The sequence below is a fragment of the Massilia polaris genome (assembly GCF_012927275.1).
GTDB lineage: Bacteria > Pseudomonadota > Gammaproteobacteria > Burkholderiales > Burkholderiaceae_D > Telluria_A > Telluria_A polaris.
Map to the genome: position 1 here is coordinate 64,978 of NZ_JABBGG010000014.1, position 24,268 is coordinate 89,245.

24 protein-coding genes and 1 rRNA gene are annotated in these 24,268 nt (G+C 63.8%); 6 read left to right on the forward strand and 19 right to left on the reverse strand.

The features are described from left to right. Window positions 1-116: 116 nt before the first annotated feature. Window positions 117-2,804 (forward strand): DUF4214 domain-containing protein, encoded by a 2,688-nt coding sequence (locus tag HHL21_RS19620; protein ID WP_169469044.1) that lies wholly within the window; start codon window positions 117-119, stop codon window positions 2,802-2,804. On the opposite strand, the gene HHL21_RS19625 is transcribed toward HHL21_RS19620, so the two are convergent. The 12 genes from HHL21_RS19625 to HHL21_RS19680 all read right to left on the reverse strand — a co-directional run bounded on the left by HHL21_RS19625 (window position 2,805) and on the right by HHL21_RS19680 (window position 14,125). Then, complete coding sequence (locus tag HHL21_RS19625) at window positions 2,805-3,716, reverse strand: pseudouridine synthase (protein WP_169469046.1); 912 nt, start codon at window positions 3,714-3,716, stop codon at window positions 2,805-2,807. Further along, window positions 3,717-4,601, reverse strand: a complete 885-nt coding sequence (locus HHL21_RS19630; protein ID WP_169469048.1) for a M48 family metallopeptidase — start codon at window positions 4,599-4,601, stop codon at window positions 3,717-3,719. A gap of 83 nt (window positions 4,602-4,684) precedes the next feature. Continuing rightward, window positions 4,685-5,302 (reverse strand): methionine biosynthesis protein MetW, encoded by a 618-nt coding sequence (gene metW, locus HHL21_RS19635; protein WP_169469050.1) that lies wholly within the window; start codon window positions 5,300-5,302, stop codon window positions 4,685-4,687. After that, window positions 5,299-6,450 (reverse strand): homoserine O-succinyltransferase MetX, encoded by a 1,152-nt coding sequence (metX, locus tag HHL21_RS19640; protein ID WP_169469052.1) that lies wholly within the window; start codon window positions 6,448-6,450, stop codon window positions 5,299-5,301. Before metX ends, metW begins: the two co-directional genes overlap by 4 nt. A gap of 19 nt (window positions 6,451-6,469) precedes the next feature. Next, complete coding sequence (gene ptsP / locus HHL21_RS19645; protein ID WP_169469054.1) at window positions 6,470-8,227, reverse strand: phosphoenolpyruvate--protein phosphotransferase; 1,758 nt, start codon at window positions 8,225-8,227, stop codon at window positions 6,470-6,472. A gap of 41 nt (window positions 8,228-8,268) precedes the next feature. Beyond that, window positions 8,269-8,538, reverse strand: coding sequence for an HPr family phosphocarrier protein (locus tag HHL21_RS19650; protein WP_169469056.1), 270 nt, complete (start codon window positions 8,536-8,538; stop codon window positions 8,269-8,271). Window positions 8,539-8,603: 65 nt separating this feature from the next. Continuing rightward, the gene (locus HHL21_RS19655; protein ID WP_169469058.1) at window positions 8,604-9,011 is read right to left on the reverse strand and encodes a PTS sugar transporter subunit IIA; all 408 of its coding nucleotides are present in this window, start codon (window positions 9,009-9,011) and stop codon (window positions 8,604-8,606) included. A gap of 1 nt (window position 9,012) precedes the next feature. Next, on the reverse strand, window positions 9,013-9,957 hold the full coding sequence (gene gshB, locus HHL21_RS19660; protein WP_169469060.1) for a glutathione synthase: 945 nt from the start codon (window positions 9,955-9,957) through the stop codon (window positions 9,013-9,015). A gap of 68 nt (window positions 9,958-10,025) precedes the next feature. Next, the gene (gene gshA / locus HHL21_RS19665) at window positions 10,026-11,327 is read right to left on the reverse strand and encodes a glutamate--cysteine ligase (protein ID WP_169469062.1); all 1,302 of its coding nucleotides are present in this window, start codon (window positions 11,325-11,327) and stop codon (window positions 10,026-10,028) included. Between the two features lie 157 nt (window positions 11,328-11,484). Then, window positions 11,485-13,017: an ammonium transporter gene (locus tag HHL21_RS19670; protein WP_169469064.1), complete on the reverse strand. Its 1,533-nt coding sequence runs from the start codon at window positions 13,015-13,017 to the stop codon at window positions 11,485-11,487. Window positions 13,018-13,029: 12 nt separating this feature from the next. After that, entirely contained in the window at window positions 13,030-13,368 is a 339-nt protein-coding gene (glnK, locus tag HHL21_RS19675) for a P-II family nitrogen regulator (RefSeq protein ID WP_169469066.1), read from the reverse strand. A gap of 13 nt (window positions 13,369-13,381) precedes the next feature. Further along, window positions 13,382-14,125, reverse strand: a complete 744-nt coding sequence (locus HHL21_RS19680) for a TorF family putative porin (protein WP_169469068.1) — start codon at window positions 14,123-14,125, stop codon at window positions 13,382-13,384. A 247-nt stretch (window positions 14,126-14,372) separates the two neighbouring features. On the opposite strand from HHL21_RS19680, the gene HHL21_RS19685 reads away from it, so the two are divergent. Further along, complete coding sequence (locus HHL21_RS19685) at window positions 14,373-14,618, forward strand: accessory factor UbiK family protein (RefSeq protein WP_169469070.1); 246 nt, start codon at window positions 14,373-14,375, stop codon at window positions 14,616-14,618. A gap of 169 nt (window positions 14,619-14,787) precedes the next feature. On the opposite strand, the gene HHL21_RS19690 is transcribed toward HHL21_RS19685, so the two are convergent. Both HHL21_RS19690 and HHL21_RS19695 read right to left on the reverse strand, forming a co-directional pair. Next, entirely contained in the window at window positions 14,788-14,988 is a 201-nt protein-coding gene (locus HHL21_RS19690) for a hypothetical protein (RefSeq protein ID WP_169469072.1), read from the reverse strand. A gap of 500 nt (window positions 14,989-15,488) precedes the next feature. Further along, entirely contained in the window at window positions 15,489-15,746 is a 258-nt protein-coding gene (locus HHL21_RS19695) for a hypothetical protein (protein ID WP_169469073.1), read from the reverse strand. Window positions 15,747-15,934: 188 nt separating this feature from the next. Between HHL21_RS19695 and HHL21_RS19700 the strand changes: the two genes are divergently transcribed. From HHL21_RS19700 to HHL21_RS19715, 4 genes are all read left to right on the forward strand, one after another. Further along, window positions 15,935-17,455, forward strand: a complete 1,521-nt coding sequence (locus tag HHL21_RS19700; RefSeq protein ID WP_169469075.1) for a YifB family Mg chelatase-like AAA ATPase — start codon at window positions 15,935-15,937, stop codon at window positions 17,453-17,455. Between the two features lie 27 nt (window positions 17,456-17,482). Beyond that, window positions 17,483-17,992: a hypothetical protein gene (locus tag HHL21_RS19705; RefSeq protein ID WP_169469076.1), complete on the forward strand. Its 510-nt coding sequence runs from the start codon at window positions 17,483-17,485 to the stop codon at window positions 17,990-17,992. A 1-nt stretch (window position 17,993) separates the two neighbouring features. Continuing rightward, the gene (locus HHL21_RS19710) at window positions 17,994-19,241 is read left to right on the forward strand and encodes an MFS transporter (protein WP_169469078.1); all 1,248 of its coding nucleotides are present in this window, start codon (window positions 17,994-17,996) and stop codon (window positions 19,239-19,241) included. Between the two features lie 84 nt (window positions 19,242-19,325). Beyond that, complete coding sequence (locus HHL21_RS19715; RefSeq protein WP_169469080.1) at window positions 19,326-19,670, forward strand: DUF1840 domain-containing protein; 345 nt, start codon at window positions 19,326-19,328, stop codon at window positions 19,668-19,670. Here HHL21_RS19715 and HHL21_RS19720 read toward each other — a convergent pair. The 5 genes from HHL21_RS19720 to rrf form a co-directional block, all read right to left on the reverse strand. Beyond that, on the reverse strand, window positions 19,646-20,392 hold the full coding sequence (locus tag HHL21_RS19720) for a phosphatase PAP2 family protein (protein WP_169469081.1): 747 nt from the start codon (window positions 20,390-20,392) through the stop codon (window positions 19,646-19,648). The genes HHL21_RS19715 and HHL21_RS19720 overlap by 25 nt on opposite strands. After that, window positions 20,382-22,022, reverse strand: coding sequence for a phosphoethanolamine transferase (locus tag HHL21_RS19725; RefSeq protein WP_229496598.1), 1,641 nt, complete (start codon window positions 22,020-22,022; stop codon window positions 20,382-20,384). Before HHL21_RS19725 ends, HHL21_RS19720 begins: the two co-directional genes overlap by 11 nt. Window positions 22,023-22,088: 66 nt before the next feature. Further along, window positions 22,089-23,351 (reverse strand): sensor histidine kinase, encoded by a 1,263-nt coding sequence (locus tag HHL21_RS19730; protein WP_169469083.1) that lies wholly within the window; start codon window positions 23,349-23,351, stop codon window positions 22,089-22,091. After that, a complete protein-coding gene (locus HHL21_RS19735; protein ID WP_169469085.1) occupies window positions 23,338-24,027 on the reverse strand; it encodes a response regulator transcription factor in 690 nt (229 codons plus the stop codon). Before HHL21_RS19735 ends, HHL21_RS19730 begins: the two co-directional genes overlap by 14 nt. A gap of 125 nt (window positions 24,028-24,152) precedes the next feature. Next, window positions 24,153-24,265, reverse strand: a 5S ribosomal RNA gene (rrf, locus tag HHL21_RS19740). Between the last annotated feature and the right edge of the window lie 3 nt (window positions 24,266-24,268).

Sequence of the window (24,268 nt, forward strand, 5' to 3'; positions counted from 1 at the left end):
GGTAAACGTTTCCCCACGAAAATAGTATCTGCTTTGTTGATACACTACGCCTTCCGGCGGCAGCTGTCGACACGCCCGCCCAAACCCCAACTTTGCGCCCAGGTGGCATCCAGATCATGAGCACTCCAGCCTTCGTAGAACAGCTCTACCTGACCTTCTTCGGACGCCCTGCCGACGATGCTGGACGTGGCTTTTGGTCGCAGGCGATCGATACCGGCGCGCTTGGCGCGGCCGAGGTAACGCGGCATTTCCTGGAGAGCGCCGAGTTCGCGGATGCGGTCGCACCGGTGGCGCGCCTGTACTACAGCGCGTTCGACCGCATTCCCGACGCTGCGGGCCTGGGCTACTGGCTGCAGAAAGCGCAGGCGGGCCTGTCGCTTGACGCCACCGCCGAAGCCTTTGCGATGTCCGCGGAGTTCGCCGAAGTCTATGGCGCCGCGCGCAACCCTGACTTCATCGACCTGATTTACCAAAATGCGCTGGGCCGCGCGCCGGACACTGCCGGCAAGGCGTACTGGGTTGAGCAGATGGCCCTTGGCCAGGCTTCGCGCGCCGATGTCCTCGCCGCGATCGCGGCATCGCCCGAAATGGCCGCCGCCACCGACGCCACCATCAAGATCATCGCGCAGTACCACGGCATCACCGGTTCGGCCCCGAGCAAGCAGCAGATCGACAGCGCACTGCTGCTCGACCAGCCGCTTGCCCTGATCAACCAGCTGTTCGCAAGCAGCGGCTACACCGGCGCTCCGGTGCCGCATCCTTTCGTGACCGACGCGCTCGGGTACAGCCAGGGCGGCGGCGCGGGCGAGGGCCCGGGCATGACCCTGTCGCCGGTCATCGACTTCGACGCGACCTCGCCGTCGGACGGCGCAACGGAGGGCGTCTCCGTCACGCCGGCGATCGTGCTCGCGTTCTCGCAAGACGTTCACGCGGCCGGCGGCATGATCTACATTACCGACGGCGCGGCGCAGACCGTGATCGACCGCGCTACCGGCCTGCCCAAGGTGCGCATTGTCGGGGCCACCGATACCCGCGCGATCGACGTCAACGACACTGCGCACGTCTCGTTCGACGGCGAACGCGTCACCATCACCATATCGTCGGCGCTGAAATCAGGCGTGAACTACAGTGTCCTGATCGGCAAGGGCGTGCTGGTGGGCGCCAACGACATGCCGTTCGGCGGCATCTCGGACTCCGGGACGTTCAACTTCACGCCGTTCGGCGATTCGACCCCGCCGGAAGCACTGACGTTCTCGGTGAACCGGGAAAGCTTCAATTCGGGCCACACCGCGATCATGACGATCGAATTCAGCGAATCGGTCCAGGCCCCGGATGCGGCCGACTTCGATACACCCAACGGTATGCTGTCGGACTTCGCCAGCGCAGACGACGGCCGCACCTGGACCGCCTTGTTCACGCCAACGTCGGGCCAGGACGACACCACCAACGTCATCACCCTGCGTGCCGGCAGCGTGCGCGACATGGCCGGCAATCTCAATGCCGGCACGGCCAGCTCCAACAATTACGCCGTCGACACCATGGTCACGCCTGTCGTCGACAGCAAGCTTGAATTCAACGATACCGGCATCTCGTCCACCGATAAACTGACTAACGAGCCGATCCAGACCCTGAGCGGAAAGTTCGTCGGCGCGCCGTCGGGGACGACGCTGAAGGTCGTCATCAACGGCGTGTCGCAAAGTGTTCCGGCGAACGCCGACAAGACCTGGAGTTTCATCGGCGGCGAATTTGCCGAAGGGCTGAACACGGTCATCGCCTACTTCACCAACCCGGCCGGCAAGACGAGTGCCACACGCTCCCTGAGTTTTACGCTCGATACGACCGCGCCCGAAATCACTGGCCTTCCCGAGACCGTCGACCCGGCGTCCGCGCTGGCGCTCACTTTCACCGAAGCGGTGTACTGGACCGACCCGGAGGCCGAAATCGTCTTCGCAAGCGCAAACGGCAACGTCACAGTCGGACAAGGGGACGTCATCATCTCCGAGGACGGCATGACGGTCACGCTCGCCACTGGCGGCCTGCTGGCCCCGGGGACAAGCTACACGGTGACACTGCCCGACGCGCTGACCGATGCGGCCGGCAATCCAGTCGGCGTCCCACTGTCGTTTGCCACGCCGCCAGGGCCGGACCTGACTGCGCCGCCGGCGCCGTCGATAGCCGACCTGCTGCCGGCGAGCGATACCGGCAGCTCCGACAGCGACAACATCACACGCGACGCGCTGCCGCAGTTCGCAGGCACGCTCGGCGCCGAAGGCGATATCGTCAAGCTGTTTGCCGATGGCGTGGAGGTCGGTTCGGCGACGGTAGGTGCGGATGGCGCCTGGACCGTAGCGCCCGACAACGCGCTTGCCGAAGGCAGCCGCAGCATCACCGTCGGGTTGGTGGACGCAGCCGGCAACGCCAGCGACCCTTCGCCCGCGCTCGACATCAGGATCGACACCACCGCACCGGCCATCATCGGTACCACACCGCTGGAAGGCGGCCTCACCTCGGGCGACGTGACGCTGACGTTCTCGGAACACGTCAGCTTCGTCAGTGGTTCCTTGAAGATGACCGGCCTGGTTGGCGGCCTGCTTACCCTTATCGGCGTCGGCCAGGATGCCGCGTGGTCGATGGGCGTTTCCCCGGCCAATGCCGACCACTCCATGCTGACCGTGAGCCCGGCCATCGCCCTGGGGCACTACTCGCTGACACTGGAAGCGGACAGCATTGCCGACGTTGCGGGCAATGCCTACGCGGAGATCATCGGCACGCCGGTGCTGACCTTCCACATCTCCCTGCTGTAATCAGTCCAGCACGCGCTTGCTGTCGAAGCGGCGCTGCTGCCCGCTCAGCGGGTCGCGGAAGGCGATCGACCGCGCCAGCAGCTTGAGCGGCTTCGTAAAATCATCTCCCTTGCATGGCAGCGCGACCGGATAGAAGGCGTCGTTGAGGATCGGCGCGCCCAGCCCGGCCATGTGCACGCGCAGCTGGTGCTTGCGGCCCGTGTACGGCTCCAGCCGGTACAGGACCGCGTCGCCGCGCCCGCCAATGACATCGACCAGGGTTTCCGAGTTTGGCTCGCCCTCCACCTCCTGCATGCGGAAGAACGGGGTGCCGTCGACCATGCGGCTGCGATGGGTGAAGGGGAAGCTGCGTCCGGCCATCGGCGCGGCCAGCGCCTCGTAGGTCTTCTCGACGCTGCGTTGCTGGAACAGCGACTGGTAGGCGCCGCGGCTCGCTTCGCAGTGCGAGAACATCACCACGCCGGCGGTCTCGCGGTCGAGCCGGTGGATCGGTGTCAGGTGCGGCAGCCCGAACTTTTCCTTGAGGCGCACCAGCAGCGTCTCGCGCAGGAAGCGACCGCTGGGCGTCATCGGCAGGAAGTGCGGCTTGTCGACCACCACCAGGTGCGCGTCGCGGAACAGCACCTGTTCTTCAAACGGAATCGGGGTTTCGGTGTCGACCTCGCGGTAGTACCAGATGCGCATGCCGCGCTTTACCTGGCTGGCTTCATCGAGCGCCGTGCCGGCGCCGTCAACCACCTCGCCGCGCGCCATGCGGCCGCGCCACGCGGCCTCGCCCACGGCCGGAAAGTGGCCGCACAGGAAGGCCAGCATGCCGCCGTCGCGGTCCTCGCCGAGCCACAGGTAGCTTGGCGCGACGCCGTCCCTGACAGGAAGCGGCCGGACAGCGTTGATAGCGGCTTGCCGTCCCATTTATCTCAGTGCGGTGGTGCGGTACGGCGGCAGCTTCGACGCCGACGTGCCCTTAGAGCGCGCGTACAGCGGCAGCAGCACGTTCATGTGGTCGTTCATCTGGCCGATGCGGTCGGCGCCGCCCGGGTGGGTCGACAGCCAGCTGGCCGGCGCGCCCTTGCTCAGCGACGCCATCTTCTGCCACAGCGCGATGCCTGCACGCGGGTCGTAACCGGCGCGTGCGGCCAGGTCGAGGCCAATCAGGTCGGCTTCACGTTCGTCATCGCGCGAGTACTTCAGCGACAGCAGCTGGGTGCCGTACTGCGCCACGGTGTCGGTCATGCGCGGGTCGATGCCGAGCCATCCAGCCACCAGTGCGCCGCCCAGGCGCATGCCGAGCGAGGTACCGGCCGATTTGACCATCTGCTCGCGCCCGTGTTCACGCAGCGCGTGCGCGATCTCGTGGCCCATGATGGCTGCCGCTTCGTCATCGGTCAGTTTAAGTTTGGTCAGGATGCCGCTGAAGAAGCCGATGCGCCCGCCCGGCATGCAGAATGCGTTGACCTGGTCGGAGCCGATCAGGTTGACCTGCCAGTTCCATTTTGACGCTGCCGGGTTCCAGCGGGTCGAATACGGGATGATGCGCTTGGCGATCGTGCGCAGGCGAACGACCTGCGGATGGTTCGGCGGCGCCAGCGCGCCCTGTTTCTGCGCCTCGCCCATCATGGCCGTGTACTGTTGTTTGGCCTGCTGTTCCATCTGGTCTTCCGACGCCAGCACGCGGTAGCGCGGCATCGGGCGGACTTGGATGCCGTCCTGGACCTGGGTGTCGTTTTGCTGGGCCGGCGCGACGCCGGCGCAGGTGGCCAGGGTAACCGCGAGCGCGATTTGTTTGACTTTGTTCATGCGGGTACCGTGCTGTTTATCTGATAACGCCATCATCTCAAAAATTCGCCCGAAGTCGCACACGATATGTACACGAATGGCGGTCACGGAGTCGGGCCTGCCTTTTTACGCAAGCGGAAGACGGCAAGGCTGCCGCGCAGGTTGGGCAGCACCGATACCGGACGGCCGCCCACCAGCGCCACGCGCTCCAGCACTTCGAGTCCGCATTCTTCCGCGAGTTCCTCGAAATCGAAGATCGTGGCGCAGCGCACGTTCGGCGTGTCGTACCACTGGTATGGCAAGGAGCGCGACACTGGCATGCGGCCGCGCAGCAGCGCCACGCGGTGCGGCCAGTAGGCGAAGTTGGGGAACGAGACAATCGCCTCGGCGCCGACGCGGACGATGTCGCGCAGCAGCGCTTCGACGTGCTGCATCATCTGCAGCGAGGACAGGCACAGCACCGTATCGAACGAATTGTCGCCGAAGATGCCGAGGCCCTTCTCCATGTCGTGCTGGATCACGTCGACGCCGCGCGCGGCGCTTTCGAGCAGCTTGTGGTCGTCGATTTCGATGCCGTAGCCGGTGCAGCGCTTGTCGCTGCCCAGGTAGCTGAGCATGGCGCCGTCGCCGCAGCCGACGTCGAGCACGTGCGCGCCGTTCGGCACCCAGTGGGCGATAAAGGCCAGGTCGGGCCGCAAGGTTGAGAGGTCTTCGAAATTCATGCGCGCACCGTAGGCATCTGGTCCCAGATGCGCTGGTAGTAAGCGCGCACCATGTTCATGTAGCGTGGATCTTCCAGCAGGAAGGCGTCGTGGCCGTGCGGCGCGTCGATTTCGGCGTAGGTCACGCGCCGGCGGTTGCACAGCAGCGCCTCGACGATTTCGCGGCTGCGTTCGGGCGAGAAGCGCCAGTCGGTGGTGAACGAGGCCAGGAAGAATTCGGCACGCGTGCCGGCCAACGCCCTGGCAAGGTCGCCGTTGAAGTCGCGCGCCGGGTCGAAGTAGTCGAGCGCCTTGGTGATCAACAGGTAGGTGTTGGCGTCGAAGTATTCCGAAAACTTGTCGCCCTGATAGCGCAGGTAGGATTCGATTTCGAAGTCGACGCCGAAGTCGAACTTGTATTCGTTATTTTCGGCCGCGTTGCGCAGCTTGCGGCCGAACTTCTCCGCCATGTCGTCGTTCGACAGGTAGGTGATGTGGCCGACCATGCGCGCGACCTTCAGGCCGTTTTTAGGCACCACGCCGTGCGCGTAAAAGTCGCCGCCGTGGTATTCCGGGTCGGTCAGGATGGCCTGGCGGGCGACGTCGTTGAAGGCGATGTTCTGCGCCGACAGCTTCGGTGTCGAGGCGATCACCACGCAGTGGCGCAGCCGCTCCGGATACATCATGCTCCAGGCCAGCGCCTGCATGCCGCCCAGCGAACCGCCCATCACGGCGGCGAACTGTTCGATGCCCAGCGCATCGGCCAGGCGCGCCTGCGCTGCGACCCAGTCCTCCACCGTCACCAGCGGGAACGAGGCGCCATAGGGCTTGCCGGTGGCCGGGTTGTCGTGCATCGGGCCGGTCGAACCGAAGCAGGAGCCCAGGTTGTTGACGCCGATGACGAAGAAGCGGTCGGTGTCGACCGGCTTGCCGGGGCCGACCATGTTGTCCCACCAGCCGGTGCTTTTCGGCTGGTCGGCGTAAGTGCCGGCGACGTGGTGCGATGCGTTCAGCGCGTGGCAGACCAGCACCGCGTTCGAACGGTTCGCGTTGAGCGTGCCGTAGGTTTCATAGACGAGCGTGTAGCCGCCGATCTGCGCGCCGCTTTTCAGCGCCAGCGGTTCGGCGAAGTGCATCGAACTGGGCGAGACTGTTCCAATGGATTGCATGTGACTTTACTGTGGTGTTTCAGAGTGCCTGCAACTGCTCGACCGCTTCGCTGATCGCGGACGGTTCGGTAGCGCGCAGGATTTTTCGGGTGTGCGCGGCCAGCAGCGCCATGTCGCAATTGAGGATTTCCTGCTTGACCGACAGCAGCTGGGCCGGATGCATCGAGAACTCGCGCAGCCCCATCCCCAGCAGCAGCCGGGTAAGCTTGGTGTCGCCCGCCATCTCGCCGCACACGGCGACATCGATGCCGGCCTTGTGGCCTGCGGTGATGGTCATGGCGATCAGCTGCAGCACCGCCGGATGCAGCGGGTTGTACAGGTGCGCGACTTCGTAGTCGACGCGGTCGATCGCCAGCGTGTACTGGATCAGGTCATTGGTGCCGATCGACAGGAAGTTCATGCGCTTGACGAACATCGGCAGCGACAGCGCCGCCGCCGGGATCTCGATCATCGCGCCCACTTCGACCGCCGGGTCGTACTTGTGCCCTGCCTCGCGCAGCTGCGCCTTGGCCAGCTCGATCATCGACAGCGACTGGTCGATTTCGAACGCATGCGCCAGCATCGGGATCAGGATGCGCACCTTGCCGAAGGCTGACGCGCGCAGGATCGCGCGCAGCTGGGTCAGGAACAGCTGCGGTTCGGCCAGGCAGTAGCGGATCGCGCGCAAGCCCAGCGCCGGGTTCAGTGCATTGTGTTCGGTCGGGTCGAGCGGCTTGTCGGCGCCGATGTCGAGCGTGCGGATGGTCACCGGGCGGCCCTTCATTGCCACCACGGCCTTGCGGTACTGCTCGAACTGTTCGTCCTCGCCGGGGATCTTGTGCGGATGGCCGGCGCGGCCCATGAACAGGAACTCGGAGCGGAACAGGCCGACGCCTTCGGCGCCGGAGTCCAGCGCGCCCGGGCAGTCGTCCGGCAGCTCGATATTGGCCAGCAGCGCCACCTGCACGCCGTCGCGCGTGATGGCGGGCGTCTTCTTCAGCTTGTGCAGCTTCTTGCGGGCGCGTAGCTGGGCGGACTGGCGGTCGCGGTACTGGTCGAGCACCAGCGCACTCGGGTTGGCGATCACCACGCCGGCGTCGCCGTCGATGATGACCCAGTCGTCCTGCTCGATCAGCTGCGACGCCTGCGACATGCCGACTGCGGCCGGGATGTCGAGGCTGCGCGCGACGATCGCGGTGTGCGAGTTCTGGCCGCCGACGTCGGTGACGAAGCCGATGAACGAGCGGTCGCGGAACTGCAGCATGTCGGCCGGCGAGATGTCGTGCGCGACGACGATCATCTGCGGCTGGTATTCGTCGGCGCCGGCCGCCGCGCGGGGCGGCATCAGCTGCGCGGTCCCCATCAGCACCTTCAGCACGCGCTCGGCGACCTGCTGGATGTCGGCCTTGCGCTCGCGCAGGTAGAGGTCTTCGATTTCATCGAACTGCGCCGACAGCTCGTCGATCTGCGTCACCAACGCCCATTCGGCGTTGTAGTGGCGCGTGCGGATGATGTCGAGCGGCGCTTCGGAGATCATCGGGTCCGACAGGATCAGCGCATGGACGTCGATGAACGCGCCCAGTTCGGTCGGCGCATCCTTCGGCAGGTCGGTCCACAGCGCCTGCAGGCCGCGGTGCACTTCGGTGATCGCATCCTGCAGCCGGCGCACTTCGGCTTCCAGCTGTTCTTCGGGGACGAGGTAGTGCTTGACGTCGAGCGCGGCGGGCGTGAGCAAGTGCGCGCGGCCGATCGATATGCCGCGCGAGACCGGTATGCCATGCAGCGTAAACGATGCCATCGGCGGTCCAGTGTGGAAGCGGGACGAAGCGCGCTCGCGCATTACTCGCCTTCGCCGAACTTGTCGTTGATCAGGGCCGTGAGGGCCGCGACGCATTCATTTTCGTCGGCGCCGTCGGCTTCCAGGGTGACCTTGGCGCCCATGCCGGCGGCCAGCATCATCACGCCCATGATCGACTTGGCGTTGACCCGGCGCGCGTTACGCGTCAGCCAGACATCGCTTTGGAACTTTGCTGCCAGTTGTGTGAGTTTCGCCGATGCCCGTGCGTGCAAGCCCAGCTTGTTGATAATTTCTAGTTCCTGTTGAATCATTTTTTCTCGTCTCAATCACACAGAACTGCGCCATTTGTACGGCCGCGCAGCGCGCAGCCGCTTCCTTATCCCGGTCCTACGCGGATCCGGTTGTCCACTCGTACCGCCCCGCTCTGCGCACCGGCCAGCGCCATCTCGACGACCACGTCGAGCGTGTCGCGGCGATAGGTGATCGCGCGCAGCAGCATCGGCAGGCTGATGCCGGCGATGACTTCGACGCAGCCTTCCGCCGCCAGAGAATTGCAGCAGTTGGACGGCGTGCCGCCCTTGATGTCGGTGATGACCAGGACGCCGCTGCCGTCGTTGAGGCGGGCGATGGCCTGCTTGGCCAGCTCATTGACCTGGTTGATGTCCTGGTCGGCGGCGACGTCGATCGCTTCAAAACACTCGGTCGGGCCGCGGAACACGTGTTCGACGGCCGTAATGAATGCCTGGCCCAGCGGGGCGTGGGTCAACAACAGTATGCCTACCATTTTATTTACCTGCCACTTGCTCGACCGCGTCGATGAACATCGCGGCCACGTCGAAACCGGCCTGCTCCGTGATCTCCTGGAAGCAGGTCGGGCTGGTGACATTCACCTCGGTCAGGAAATCGCCGATTACGTCTAATCCTACCAGCAACAGGCCGCGCGCCGCCAGTGTCGGGCCGAGAGCCTCTGCGATCTCGCGGTCGCGCCGGGTCAGCGGCTGCGCCACGCCGATGCCGCCGGCGGCCAGGTTGCCGCGCACTTCGCCGGCCTGCGGGATGCGCGCCAGCGAAAACGGCACCGGCTTGCCGCCGATGACGAGGATGCGCTTGTCGCCCTTGACGATCTCGGGGATGTAGCGCTGGGCCATGATCGTGACCCGTCCGAGGTCGGTCAGCGACTCGATCACCGAGCCGAGGTTCATGCCGTCGCTGCGGATGCGGAAGATGCCGGCGCCGCCCATGCCGTCGAGCGGCTTGAAGATCACGTCGCCGTGTTCGGCGTGGAAGTCGCGCAGGCGCGTTGAATCCGACGTGACCAGGGTTGGCGAGGTGTATTCGCTGAACTGGGTGATCGACAGCTTCTCGTTGTGGTCGCGCACCGCCTGGGCCTTGTTGACGACGCAGGCGCCCTGCTTTTCCGCCAGGTCGAGCAGGTAGGTGCAGTACACGTACTCCATGTCGAAGGGCGGGTCCTTGCGCAGGATGACAGCGTCGAATTCGGACAGGCGCGCGTTGGCCTTTGGCGTGGCGCGGAACCAGTCGTCGCCGTCGCCGGTGAGGGTAATTTCGGAAATTTGCGCGCTGACGATGCCGCCTTCCAGCGCCATGTCGCTTTGCTCGAATGCGTAGATCGCGTGGCCGCGCCGTGCCGCCTCGCGCATCATGGCGAAGGTCGAGTCCTTGTAGATCTTGAAGCCGGACAGCGGGTCGGCGAGGAAAGCGAGTTTCATGGGCGGTTCCATTGCGGGTAATACCCTGATTTTAGCCGGAAACGCCGAGTGGGGTTGAAGGGGCGCCGCTAATAGACTTCTGGATTCGGATCGGTGCGTTCCATCTCCAGCGACGCGGCCAGCAATCCCAGCCTCGCCACCACACCATACACATAGAAGCGGTTCGGCGCCGCCGTGCCCGGCTTGGCCTTCAGGTCCGGCACCGCGTGCTGCTGCGCGAACGCCAGCGGCACGTATTGCGAGCCCGGCGCATTCAGGTTCTGGTCGATGCCGCGCTCGGCGTGCACGCGGTAGAAGCCGCCCACGACATAGCGGTCGATCATGTACACCACCGGCTCGGCGACCGCGTCGTTGATGCTTTCGAAGGTAGGCACGCCTTCCTGGATGATGACGTCGGTGACCGCCACGCCGTCCTTGATGACGGACATCTTGTTGCGCTGCTTGCGGTTCAGGTCCTTGACGTCGCTGGCGTCGCGCACCGTCATGATGCCCATGCCGTAGGTGCCGGCGTCCGGCTTGACGATGACGAACGGCTTCTGGTCCTTGATGCCGTATTCCTTGTACTTCTTCTTGATCTTGGCCAGCAGCATGGTGACGTTGTCGGCCAGGCACTCGGAACCGATGTCTTCCTGGAAGTTGATCTCGCCGCATTTGGCGTGGAAGGGGTTGACCATCCACGGGTCGACGTCGATCAGCTTGCCGAACTTCTTGGCCACTTCGTCGTAGGCGGCAAAGTGGTTGCTCTTGCGCCGCACCGCCCAGCCGGCGTGAACCGGCGGCAGCAGCGACTGCTCGTGGAGGTTTTCGAGGATCGAAGGAATGCCGGCCGACAGGTCGTTATTCAGCAGGATGGTGCACGGGTCGAAATCTTTCAGCCCGAGGCGGCGGCCATTGGCCGAGCGCACCATCGGCTCGATGACCAGCATGTTGCCGTCAGGCAGCGCCAGCGGCGTCGGTTCGGTGATATCGGGCGACAGCGAGCCGAGCCGCACGTGCAGGCCGGTCTGGCGGAAGATCTGCATCAGGCGCGCGATGTTTTGCAGGTAGTACGGATTGCGGGTATGGCTCTCGGGAACCAGCAGCAGGTTGCGCGCGTCCGGACAATACTTGTCGATCGCTGCCATGGCCGCCTGCACCGCCAGCGGCAGCATTTCGGTGGCCAGGTTGTTGAAGCCGCCCGGGAACAGGTTGGTGTCGACGGGAGCCAGCTTGTAGCCGGCGTTGCGCAGGTCGACTGAGCAGTAGAACGGCGGGGTGTGCTCCTGCCACTCGAGGCGGAACCAGCGCTCGATCGCCGGCGTCGCCTCCAGGATTTTTTTCTCGAGATCGAGCAGGGGGCCGGTCAGGGCTGTGGCAAGGTGCGGAACCATGGATAAGACGTCCTTCAGGCTTTTTTAATAATTTTGAGAATCGTAAATAGGGATGATTTAGCCATTTTAAAGGTGTTTGGCCCGCTGGAACGCAAAAAGGCGCCCCGTGGGGCGCCTGGAACCATCCTGCCGGGGCAGGATGGGATTTTAGGCCAGGTCAGGAATGGTACGCCGATTCGCCGTGGCTGGTAATGTCCAGGCCTTCGCGCTCTTCTTCTTCCGGAACGCGCAACCCGATGACCATGTCGACCAGCTTGTAGGCGATCACGGAAACCACCGCCGACCAGACGATCGTCGTGCCCACCGCCCACAACTGGGTGACCAGCTGGCCGCCGATCGAATAGTCCGGCGACGCCTTGTTGGCCACGTAGTCGAAGATGCCCTGTCCGCCCAGCGACGGCGCAGCGAACACGGCCGTCAGCAGCGCGCCGAGGATGCCGCCGATACCGTGCACGCCGAACACGTCGAGCGAGTCGTCGGCGCCGATCATGCGCTTCAGTCCGTTCACGCCCCACAGGCAGATGACGCCGGCCAGCAGGCCGATGACCAGCCCGCCCATCGGTCCGACGAAGCCGCAGGCCGGGGTGATCGCCACCAGGCCGGAAACCGCGCCCGAAGCGGCGCCCAGCATCGATGGCTTGCCCTTGAAGATCCACTCGCCCAGCACCCATGCCACGGTCGCCGCGGCGGTCGCCAGCAAGGTGTTGATGAAGGCCAGCGCTGCGATGTCGCCCGCTTCCAGCGCCGAGCCGGCATTGAAGCCGAACCAGCCGGCCCACAGCAGCGAGGCGCCGACCATCGTCATGGTCAGCGAGTGCGGCGCCATGGCTTCGCGGCCGTAGCCGATGCGCTTGCCGATCATGATGGCGCCGACCAGGCCGGCGACTGCGGCGTTGATGTGCACCACGGTGCCGCCGGCGAAGTCGAGCGCGCCCTTCTGGAACAGCCAGCCAGCCTTGGCGCCTTCGGATGCGGCGGTGGCGGCATCGGTGATCGCGTCAGGACCGGTCCAGAACCAGACCATGTGGGCGATCGGCAGGTAGCTGAAGGTGAACCACAGCACGATGAATGCCAGTACCGCGGCGAACTTGGCGCGCTCGGCGAAGGCGCCGACGATCAGGCCGCAGGTGATCGCCGCGAAGGTGCCCTGGAAGGCCACGAACACAAACTCGGGAATGACGACGCCCTTGCTCCAGGTGGCGGCATAGGCGAACGCGCCTTTTGCAGGGTCCCAGATGCCGGTGAGCAGTGCGCGGTCGAAGCTGCCGATGAACGCGTTGCCCGCGGTGAACGCCAGCGAATAGCCGTACACGCACCAAAGCAGGATGATGACGGAGAAGATCATGAAGACCTGCATCAGCACCGACAGCATGTTTTTAGCGCGCACCAGGCCGCCGTAGAACAGGGCCAGGCCGGGAATCGCCATGACGATCACGAGGATGGTCGCGATGAACATCCAGGCGGTGTCGCCTTTGTGCGGAACCGGCGCCGGCGCAGCCTCGGCCGCAGGTGCGGCGGCGTCGGGGGCGGCGGCTGGTGCCGCTTCGACGAGGGCCGGCGCGGCAGCGGCCGGAGCCGCCGCCGTGGCGGTTTCAGGCGCCTGGGCATCCTGCGCCATGGCAGGCAGCGCACCGGCGAAGGCGAACAGTACCGCAGCGCCAGCCAGCCACGTTGTTATAGTTTTTTTCATTAGGTGTTCCCCTCAGAGTGCTTCGTTGCCGGTTTCGCCGGTACGGATACGCACCACCTGCTCCAGGTTAGCGACAAAAATCTTGCCATCGCCGATCTTGCCGGTCCGTGCCGCCTGTTCGATCGTCTCGATGACCTGTTCGACGATCGTGTCGTCGACCGCGATCTCGATCTTGGTCTTAGGCAGGAAGTCGACGATGTACTCGGCGCCGCGGTACAGCTCGGTGTGGCCCTTCTGGCGGCCAAAGCCCTTCACTTCGGTCACCGTGATGCCTTGCACGTTGATCTCCGAAAGCGCTTCGCGCACTTCGTCGAGCTTGAAGGGCTTGATAATGGCCGTGATCATTTTCATGGTTGCCTCGCTATTAGAAAGTCTTTGCAATCGACAGCACGGCACCGGTCTTGCCCAGGTCCTTGCCATTCACAGGGCTGAAGTAAGCCTTGGTATCGGCCTTCACCACGGCCAGCGCCACGGTGGCAAAGCCCATGTCCTTCGACAGGCCGATCTTGTAGTCGTTGTAGCTGAAGGCGCCGTTGTTGGCGACGCGCTGGCGGCCAGCGTGCAGGTTCAGCGTCAGGCCGGCCGACAGTTCGACGTTGGCGCCGATGTCGAGGTAGCCGCTGTTCTTGCTGTCGGCGGTGCCGAACAGGTTGGTGGTCGAGTGCGAATACTTGATGTAGCCCGGGCCCATGCCGACCTGGCCGTAGACCTCGAAGGTGTTGGCGCTCGGGTTCAGGCCGTTGGAAGGATACACATAGCCGAGGCCGCCGATGTCGTAGCTGATGCCTTCAAGAATGTCGCCGCGCTTGCCCGCGTAGATATCCCATTCGATGTCGCCGTCGCCGCCCAGGTCCTTGGTCCACTTGATGGTCGACAGCCAGGTTCCGACGTAGAAGCCGGTCGGCTTGTGCACGTAATCGGCGCCGCCCTGCAGCGCAGGCTTCAGGCGGGTCTGCGACAGGCCGCGGTAGCGGTAATCGGAGGTCAGTGCGGCGTTGAACGTCAGTTCGCCATCGGTGCTCTGCGCCATCGCGGCTGTTGCGCCCGAGGTTGCCGCGGCCACGCACAGCGCGGCGGCGAAGGACAGCTTCATTTTCAGGTTCTTCATGGGCGATTCCCTTGGATTTGAACGTATGGTGCGGTTGCGGATTACAATCTCGTATGACCGGCGGTCATATAAGCCTTAGCAGGACTCATGCCAGCCCGTTTTTCACCGGGCGCGGGCTTGTTTTTCCTGCGTTTCGGACCTATTTGGAATTTATTAACAGCTGTGTACCCGGCAACGCCCGCCGCACCGCACCATATTAAGACCCGCGCGCACCCGAATGGTGCGTCGCCTCAGACCAGGACATCAGATGGACATGAATAGTTTCTTCACCGACTTGCAAGGCAAGATCAACCAGGCGATCGAAAGCTCGCCCGCCAAGGACATCGAGAAGAATGTGAAGGCGATGATGACCCAGGGTTTCTCCAAGCTCGACCTGGTCACCCGCGAGGAATTCGACATCCAGAGCCAGGTGCTGGCCAAAACACGCGCCAAGCTCGATGCGCTGGAAAAGCGCATCGCTGAACTGGAAGCGGGCAGCGACGTCAAACCGTAGTTGTTGTATCCGCGGCGCGCGCGTGTGGCCGCTGATCGAAGCGACCTTCGGCGGCCAGGCTATGATCGGCGAAGGCTCGACCATTACATGGTGCAGCCGGTGGTTCGGCTGGCGGGGCGTGAGTCAATGACTCTCGCCGCGAAACGAGGCGCGCTCGTCATGAGCTTCCTTACACGAATCTGTTGAACAGAAAACGCTGAATCAATCCGACCCGCTGGACGCGCATTTCGACACCGCCCATGTGGCTCTTCACGCCGACAACTTCGGAAGGAGGCGCGTTGACAGCGTCGCGGACACTGGCTTCCGCCATCGCGACAAGCTGATCGAAATTCTCGTTCGCCCGTAGCTTGATTGTTAGAACATCATCCATTTCCCCCCTCCTGTGAAAAGTATAGCACCCTACGGGAGCTGGCTGTTCTACCAGGTTGCCCAGATTTTGGACCATGGGCATCGACAGCGGCGACAGGAATTCGAATTTTTCAGCGGCGCGGGAGTCTGGAAGACTGCGGTGAATGTTGACGACCCCGACTGGCTTGGGCTTGGGTGCAGGAGCGTTCACCTGGGATGGCGTGACGACAGGAGGGTAAGTGCATAGCGGGATGCACGTTCGCGATGAACCTGGGACTTCCCGCTCCAACAAAAAGCATGACGTTGCAGCCATAGTTCGCGTTGCTCGCATCGGTGTCGTACTCCTCGACGACGCTACAGATACACTCCAGCTGGAACCGGATTGCCCGGTCGAGTTCGGTCAGTTGCAGGGCCTGCGGAAGTTGCCAAATGAAATTTGTACTGGCTAACGAGATTCTTTGGTATGTCAGCAGGAAGCTTCGATTTGGCATCGTGAGCAGCTCACGCAAAGTCGCTTTGAACTCACCGTTCGTTTGCGCATGACTGCGATTCTGCGCCCATACGGCCAAAACTGATGGCAAATATGAGCGTCATCAACCAGAACATCGTTGGCGCGCATTGGAAAGTTCCCCCCGGCAGCAACGCAAAATGAAGCGACTGGACAATTTCCTCGTCGTAATACGAACCGAGGAAGCCAGCGAGCACGCCTGAGACGGTCATGATGCTGCCAAAAATTGGCCACAGCAATAACTCTTGCAAGAATTCCTTGGTGCGGCCCATTGACGCTCCTTAGGTTGCGTACGTGCCTGACGAGTAGTTTAGTCGAACGGAAAGGTTTCGCGTGTTGTTATCTTCACTACGAGCGCACGCAGCGATGCTTACCTATCCGCATACTCTTGGTCGCACTCAAGGTCGCAGCGCGACGTGCGTATAGGATCAACGTTTTTAGCCCAGCATGCAGGTACGTCATGAGCCTTGCCGTATTGAAGAGCCGCGCGCTAGCCGGCATGGAGGCCCCTGCCGTGAGTGTGGAGGTGCACCTGGCGCGCGGCCTGCCCTCGTTCACCATTGTCGGCTTGCCAGACACCGAGGTGCGCGAATCCAAGGATCGTGTGCGGGCCGCATTGCAGAATGCCGGCTTCGAAATTCCGTCGCGCCGCATCACCGTCAACCTCGCGCCGGCGGACCTGCCCAAGGAGTCCGCGCGCTTCGACCTTCCGATCGCGCTTGGCATCCTCGCCGCATCCGAGCAGATTCCGGGCGACCGGCTCGACCTCTACGAATACGCGGGCGAGCTGTCGCTGTCGGGGCAGTTGCGGCCGATCCGCGGCGCGCTGGCGATGACCTTCGCAATGCACCGCCGCTCGCAGGGCGAGCCGCGCGCCTTCATCCTTCCGCTCGCGAATGCCGGCGAAGCGGCGCTGGTGCCGAAAGCGCACATCTATCCGGCCCAGTCGCTGCTGGAAGTGTGCTCTCATTTCGCCGCGCGCGGCGGTGACTGTTTGCTGCAGCGGCATCATCCGCAAGCGTCGCTCGATCAAGTGAAAAGCCATGCGGATTTCGCGGACGTCAAAGGCCAGCTGCATGCGAAGCGCGCATTGGAGGTAGCGGCCGCCGGCAGGCATAGCGCGCTGCTGGTCGGGCCTCCGGGCGCGGGCAAGACGATGCTGGCCTCGCGCTTCGTCGGCCTGCTTCCTCCAATGAGCGATGACGAGGCGCTCGAAAGCGCTGCAATCCATTCTTTGGCGGGCGGCTTCACGGCATCGCAATGGAAGCGCAGGCCGTTTCGTAGCCCGCACCATACGACATCAGGCGTGGCTTTAGTCGGCGGAGGGTCGGTACCGCGCCCAGGTGAAGTCTCGCTGGCACACTTCGGAGTCCTGTTCCTGGACGAGCTGCCGGAGTTCGACCGGCGCGTGCTGGAAGTGCTGCGACAGCCGCTGGAGTCGGGCACGATCACCATTTCGCGCGCCGCGCGCCAGGCCGACTTCCCTGCCCGCTTCCACCTGATCGCTGCGATGAATCCCTGCCCCTGCGGCTACCTTGGGCATCCGTCCAACAAATGCCATTGCACGACCGACGCGGTGCTGCGCTACCAGGACCGCATCTCCGGACCGCTGCTGGACCGGATCGATATCCAGGTGGAGGTGCCCGCCATGCCGCCTTCCTCCCTGTCCGCGCAAGCCGACGGCGAGTCGAGCGCCGTCATCTCGCAGCGCGTTCTGCGCGCATTCGAGCTTCAGCTGGCGCGGCAGGGCAAAGCCAACGAAGGGTTGACGACGCGTGAAGTGGACGAGCACTGCTGCCTCGATTCGACCGGTGCGGACATCCTGCGCAATGCGATGCTGCGCCTTCACTGGTCGGCGCGCGCATATCACCGTGTGCTGAAGGTGGCGCGCACGATCGCGGACCTGGCCGGCGAGGCGCAGGTCGGCGCGGCCCATGTCGGCGAGGCGATCCAGTTCCGGCGCGGGCTGCGGGAGCTGTAGCCACGGCCGTTCTGCTACCATGGCAGGATGCGCAAATCACTACTTTCATCCCTCGTCCTCCCTGTATTGGCGGCCCTCGTGCTGGCCGGATGCAGCCCTGCCTACAACTGGCGCGACTACAACAGCCCGGATGCGCCCTACCAGGCCATGTTCCCGGACAAGCCGGTGTCGCACAAGCGCAGCATCAATCTCGACGGCCTGACCGTCGACATGACGATGACGGCAGCTGAGATCGACGGCACCGTGTTCGCGATCGGCAGCGCCGAAGCGCCGGATGCGGCACAGGCGCAAGCCGCAGTGGCGGCAATGCGGACCGCGATGATCAAGAACATCGGCGCTACCGTTACCCGCGAAGAGAAGAAGGACGCGGCCATTCACATCGATGCGAAGGGTATGCAGAACGGCGCACCGATGCGCCTTGTCGGCCATTTCGAATCGCGCGGCACCCGCTTCTACCAGGTCATCGTGATGGGCAAGGAGAACAACGTGCCGCAGGACGAAGTCGATATGTTCATGTCGTCGTTCAAACTGAACTGACATGGGCGCGATGAGCGGCAGCTTGCGCGGCGCGCTGGCCGCTCGGGTCTTCCTGTGCTTCGCACTGGGCTACCTGCTGTCATACGGACTGCGCTCGATCAACGCCGTCATCGCCCCTGCCCTGATGACCGAAATGGCCCTGTCGAATGCCGACATGGGCCTGCTGTCGTCCGCCTACTTCGTCGCCTTCGGTTCGCTCCAGCTGCCGCTGGGGATCTGGCTCGACAAGTACGGCCCGCGCCGCACCGAGTCGGCGCTGCTGGTCATCGCCGCCCTCGGTGCGATCGTCTTCGCCACCAGTGCCTCGCTGGCCGGCCTGTGGCTCGGGCGCGCACTGATCGGCGTGGGCGTGTCGGCCTGCCTGATGGCGTCGTTCAAGGCCTACCGCCAGTGGTTCGCGCCCGATCAGCAAAGCCAGCTTGCGAGCTGGATGCTGGTCGCGGGTACCGCCGGCGCGCTGGTTGCGACCGTGCCTGTCACGATGGCTTTACCAGCGATCGGCTGGCGCGGTGTTTTCTGGGTGGTGGCGGCGCTGCTGTTGCTGGTGTCGGCAGCGATCTTCCTGTCGCTGCGCGGGGCCGAGCGGCGCTTCGCGTCGGCGGCCTCAGGCGCCGCTGCCGCGACTGGCGATGACGGCGGCTACCGCCGCATCTTTGGCAGCGCCTACTTCCGGCGAATGAGTTCCCTGGGCCTGTTCAATCACGGCATCTTCCTCGCGCTGCAGACTTTGTGGGCCGGGCCGTGGATGATGACGGTGCTGGGACAATCGCAGCAGCAGACCAGCGAGATCCTGTTCATGCTGAACCTGGTGCTGATGATGGCCTACCTGGCGCTGGGCTGGGCCGCGCCGCGGCTGGTCGCGCGCGGCGTGGATACGCACCGCCTGATCGCCTTCGGCCTGGCCGGCATGGTGCTGGCGCAGGCGGCGATGCTGTTCACGCAGTCCGAACATGCCTGGCTCCTGTGGCTGCTGCTGGCGATGTGCGTGCCGGTGACGACGCTGGTGCAGTCGCATGTGGCGCTGTCGTTCCCGGCCGCGCTGGCCGGACGCGCCAACGCGGCCTACAACCTGTTGCTGTTCGTCGGCGCCTTCGCCACCCAGTGGGGTTTCGGGCTGCTGGCCGATGGGCTGAAGGCCAACGGACTCAGTGCCATCGATGCCTTCCGGACGGCGCTGGCGATTGCCGTGGTGGCCCAGGCCGCGGCGCTGGCCTATTTCGTCGTTAGCCGGGCACAAGCGCACGATTGATGACCCGCACGCATGTGTGCGAGGTGACCGCGCGCCTGGTTCGTGTTATCGTTTCGTCATCAACCGCATGATCGGAAAACTTCCATGTTAATCACATTCCACTCCAAAGCCGCAGCCGACGTCATGATGTACAAGGAGCACGCCAAGCGTATCCTCGACCTGCTGCAAAAAGATAGCGACCAGGGGATTATCACCGCCGCCGAAGCGCCGAAGGCGGTTGAAATACTGGAAAGCGAGATCGCCGAAAGCCGGCTGCATCCGACCTCCGAGCAAGTCAAGCGCGACGTCGACGCCCATCACGGCGAGCAAGGCGACGACACCGACCATGAGCAGATGGAAATCGTCACGTTCGCGACGCGCGCGTATCCGCTGCTCGACATGCTGCGCGAGGCGCGCAAAGGCGGCTATGACGTGGTGTGGGGCGTGTAACGGCGCGCGGCTGCATCCACCAGCAGGGTCGTTACCGAAACGACCAGCACAGCAATCCACAACGACCACAGCGTGTGGGTGAGAAAGTGCGCACCGCGTAGTTGTTGCATCCATCCCATCGCCAACCCGATCGCAAGGCCCAGCGCTGCTACCGCAGCCGCCTTGCGTTGACTTCCGGGAAGCCAGAACACCGCAAGCGATACCAGCCACAGGGACGTCGATGCGTGGCCTGCGGGAAGGCAATGGCCTGCGTCCGCACCGAACGGCAGCGATTCGAAAAGGCGTACGTAGGGCTGCCCGCCGCCGTAGCGTGCCAGGTCCCAGGGGCAGTGCGCATCGCTTGCCTGCTTCAAGGTGCTGGTCACCAGCGGTACCAGTGCTGCCGACAAGGCGACGATCCTGAGGCGAAGCCTGGCCGGGCCCGCGATTTTCCGGCTCGGCCGAAGCATATCCGCCAGCACCGCGGCAATAAGGCCGCCGCCCGCAACCGTGAAGACGACCTTCAGGATGCGGTGGTTGAACTGGTCCGCCAGCCAGGTATCGCGCCAGGGGAAGGCACGGCGAACTGGATCGAAGGCGGCGTCGGCCAGCCACAGGTCGATGCCGGTGTGACCAAGGCACAGGATGCCGAGGCCGGAACAGGCCAGCGCCACAGCGATGATCGTCAGCGCGCGCGCGCCCAGCAACGGGACGCCGCGCAATTCTCCACGATCAGCCTTCATGCGTGCACGCGCCGAACAGGTTGAGGCGCGGATTGAATACCGCTGTGTTGACGTTCAACATCCCCAGCATCGAATGAAAGATGTTGTCGTGCGAAAACGGTTGCTCCCTGCGCGCGTTCAGGCAAGCGCGATCGATGCGGAAACGCTCGCTGAAGCCCTCCGACATCCACAGCATGAATGGCACATGGGTCTGCTCAGGCGGGGCGATCACGTACGGTGCGCCATGCAGGTACAGCTTGTTCTCGCCAAGCGATTCGCCGTGGTCGGAGAAATAGACCAGCGAGGCGTCGACACCGTATTGCTTGCTGCTGTCGCGCAGCAGGTCGATTGCCTTGCTAAGGAAATAGTCGGTGTACACGATCGTGTTGTCATACGCGGCGGTAATCGCCCCGTTCGAACATTTCTCGAAGTCGGCGGCATCGCACACCGGACCGAAGCGGCCAAATTTTGCCGGATAGCGCCGCGAGTAGGCGGGGCCGTGGCTGCCCTTCTGGTGCAGCACCAGCACGAGGTCGTTGCTTGCATCGCGGATCATTTCCTGCAGCCCCTTCAGCATTCGCTCGTCGAAGCACTCGTCGCCCTCGCACAGCGGATCGGAAGGCGTTGGCGCCGACATGTCCTCGAAACCGATCCGCTCGCACACGCCCTTGCAGCCTGAATTGTTGTCGCGCCAGAGCACTGTGAAGCCAGCATGCGAGAGCACGTCAAGCAGGCCCTCCTGGCGGCGCGCTTTACTGTCCGAGAAGTTGTCACGGCCAAGGGCGGAGAACACGCATGGGACCGATATCGCCGTCGCGGTGCCGCAGGATTGGAAGTTGGCGAAGTTAATCAATCCGGCCTGCTGCGACAGCATCGGGTTGGTATTCCGGCCGTAGCCGTTCAGCGAGAAGTTCTGTGCCCTGGCCGTTTCACCGACGACAATGACGGTCACGGTGTTGCGCGACGTGCCGGCCCACGCCCGGCCTTTGATCGCATCGGTTCCAAGGGGCGCTACCACGAGTGGCGTGCTGAACCGGTTGCGCAGGTAGCCATGCAGGGCCTGCACGTAATTGGTTGGCGTCAGCAGGTAGCGCAGTTCACGATGCTCGCGCAACGCTGGCGCCAGGCTCTTAAAGAACAGTATCAACAGGAGTGCAGCCACCGCCAGCGAGGCGGCGCCAGTGCCTAGCCTGAACGCCAGCCCGCGCGGCCCTTCGGGGAAATCGATCTTCGCACGGGCGACGACCAGCGACGGCAGGATGCCAAGCACGGCGATCATCAACGCGAAGTGCCAGCTGACAAGTTCGGTGGCCTCGTGCACGTCGGTCTCCAGCACGTTCTGCACCATTGACTTGTCGATCACGACACCGTACTGGTTCATGAAATAGCTGGCCACGGAAGTTGCGACAAGCAAGGCGATCAACACCGGTTTTATGACGAAGCGAAAGCTCGCCATCGTCAGGAGAGCGTTAAAAATCAATACAACCAGGATGAACGCCGCGACATGAAGCGGCAGGTTTGCGAGCGACAGGCCGCCGGTGGCAAGGGTGAACGTTTCCCAGAATTTCAGGTTGTAGACCGCGGCGAGGAAGGCTGACACGGCAAGCGTCAGCTGTGCAGCGCCGACGCGGTTGGGCAAGGACAGTTTCAACTGGGTTCCACTTCAAACGGCGCCGCGGATTGCTGGCGCATCGTGTTGAAGATAGCGAACCGGGCGTCAACTCCGCGTCATTGCTCCGTTAGGCTGCCGTGAAACAGGCGGGAATGTCATCGTGAAAACACTGCCGCCGCCCACGCGGTCGGCATGGGCGAGCGTGGCGCCGAGGTATTCGCAGATGCGGCGTGCCAATGCCAGTCCTAGCCCCGTCCCCGCGGATCCGGTTGAGGGCACGCGGCCGGCGGGCTGCTCGAGCGTGGCGCGGACGGCGGCCGGCAGCCCTGGACCGGTGTCTTCGACAATGACGATGTGCCCCTCCAGCCGGATCTTGACGAGCCCTTCCTCGGTGTACTGGCAGGCGTTACGAATCAGGTTGCCGATTGCGGCGGCGCAGAGTTCACGCGGGGCCCGGATGGAAAAGTCGTCGGCGGCATCGCATATGAGCTCGACAGGCTTGCCGGATACCATAGGCCGATAGCGTTCCGCTTCGGTGATTGCGATGTCGCTGACCTGCACCGGCGGCAGTTCCGCCAGTTCGGGCGCGCGCGCCAGCAGCAACAGGACGGTGATGCATTCGGCTGCCTCGTTGGCCGCGCGGTAGATACGCTCCGCCGGCACGCGAACGGACTCGTCTTTGGCCTGCGTCATCAGGATCTCGGCGGCACCCATGATGACGGTGAGCGGACTGCGCAATTCGTGGCTGACGTCGCCGGTGAAGAAGCGCTCGCGGTCGAGGAAGCCGCGCAGTTCCCCGGTATGGCCATCGAACGCCCGCGCCAGCGTTCCCAGCTCGTCCCTGCGGTCGAGCAAAGGCAAGGTCGTCGTCCGGGACGCGACGGCATCGGCCAGTGTCGTCATCGGGTTGACTACGCGGCGCGCGACAAATCCGCCAAGCAGCGCTGCGAACAACAGGAACCCGAAGAAGGTAATCGCGAAAGCGGAATAAATGATGAGTTCAACTTTCTCATAATCGCTTTCGTGGTCGACCACCACGTAGCGCCCGGCACTGTCCTGCCCGGCCAGCACATGCAGTCCGATGCCATCCACCTCGATCTCGTGAACACCTGGGGGAATGTCGCGCAGCGACTGCGGAATGGCGTCGGCGCGATGGAAGCTCAGTCCGGCCGGCATGTCCACTGGCATCCCGGCCGTGTGCCGTGGTGCAGCCCACGCGGCCACATCGGTCAGGCGATTATCGACCAGGTGCACTTCGATGCCCTCGACGCCGACGGCGGCGATTGCGGTAAAGAACAGCGTACAGACGACGCCGAACGCCAGGAAGGCGACGACGATCCGCCGTCTCAACGAATCAGATGGGCGCATCGGGCAACGCCAGTCGGTAGCCGACGCCCGGGATCGTGCGCAGCATCGGGAAAGGGAAAGGTTTGTCGAGCGCCTGGCGCAGCGCGTGGATGTGCGTGCGCAAGGCGTCGCTGTCGGGGCGGTCGTCTCCCCACACTGCGCTCTCCAGTGCCTCGCGCGGCACGATGCGCGGCGCGTCATGGAGCAGGCAACGCAGGATGGTGTAGCCGGTTTTAGTCAGCGGAACGGGCACGCTCGCACGCGTCGCTTCCATGGTATCGGGATCGAACACGATATCGCCGAATCGGAGCACCGAACTGGTGGCGCTTTTTCCACCGGCGCGTCGCACCAGCGCTTTCAACCGGACTTCGAGTTCGACCAGCGAGAAAGGCTTGACCAGGTAATCGTCGGCACCGCTGTCGAATCCGGCAACCTTGTCCTGCAGGCTGTCCCGCGCGGTGAGCATGAGGACGGGGGTGTCGTTGTGCAGTTCGGACCGGAGGCGGCTACAGAATTCGAGGCCATTCAGGCCGGGCAGCATAACGTCGAGAATGATGACGTCATACGCGTTCTGGGACGCCAGCGAAAGGCCGCCGTAGCCGTTACGCGCCGAGTCGAGCACATGGCCTTTCGGCTCGAAAAAACCATACAGGTTGGCCAGGATGTCCGGGTGATCTTCGATAATAAGGATGCGCATGCGGCTATTCTAGAGCAGAAACATCAGCAAATTACAGTGAATCTCCGGACGATAAAAATCCCCCACCTGCACCAAGCGCGATCTTGAGCGCGCTTAGGCTGATGGGGGTTTTTCTCTTATAACTAGCCTGACGATAACCTACTTTCACACTGGTTGCAGCACTATCATCGGCGCAAAGTCGTTTCACGGTCCTGTTCGGGATGGGAAGGGGTGGGACCGACTTGCTATGGTCATCAGGCAT